The sequence below is a fragment of the Micromonospora sp. RTBAU3-60 genome (assembly GCF_054963695.1).
Map to the genome: position 1 here is coordinate 1 of NZ_JBUEGB010000216.1, position 549 is coordinate 549.

Below are 549 nucleotides of genomic sequence, written 5' to 3' on the forward strand. Positions count from 1 at the left end.
GACCCTCCAACCGACGAATCCGATAATCATGCCAACAGATGGATCTGAGTGGTTTGGCCATTCCCCAACGGAGTCCTGAAGGACCGGGATTCCTCGCTAAATCACGCTGAATGCGGTGTCCAGCTCACGGTCGAGCGCGGGCTGCGCCCATGGCCGCAACGAGCGGTAGTCCGCTGTGTTGGCCAGGTGGATGGTGCTGCGCATCAGCGCGACCCGCACCAGGCGGCGCTCGGTCAGCGCGTCGGCCAGGTCGGCGGTGGCGAACTTCCGCAGTCTGCTCCAGAGCCCGAAGTAGGGCGCGTACGGCGCCTGCGCCTGCATGCCGACCAGCCGGGTGACCGCCTCCTCGGCGGTCGCGTCGGCACGTTCCAGCAGCCACTGACGGGCCAGCAGGGCGCGTCCCAACTCCCGTCGTCCCAGCACCTGTGCCACCGTGCCGTCCTTTCCGTCCACACGGCAGGGGCGACGGATGCCGCCCCTGCCTCGTTGATCAACCGCCGAAGTCGGCCCGGTGATCCGCGGCCCACCGAGCGTAGGTGCGCGCGGGGC

At 68.7% G+C, this 549-nt stretch carries 1 protein-coding gene; it reads right to left on the reverse strand.

The annotated features are described in order from the left end of the window. Positions 1-96 precede the first annotated feature (96 nt). Positions 97-432 carry a DNA glycosylase AlkZ-like family protein gene (locus tag ACY34I_RS40630; protein WP_462760870.1) on the reverse strand — a complete coding sequence of 112 codons (336 nt, stop codon included), beginning with the start codon at positions 430-432 and terminating at the stop codon, positions 97-99. Positions 433-549 lie beyond the last annotated feature (117 nt).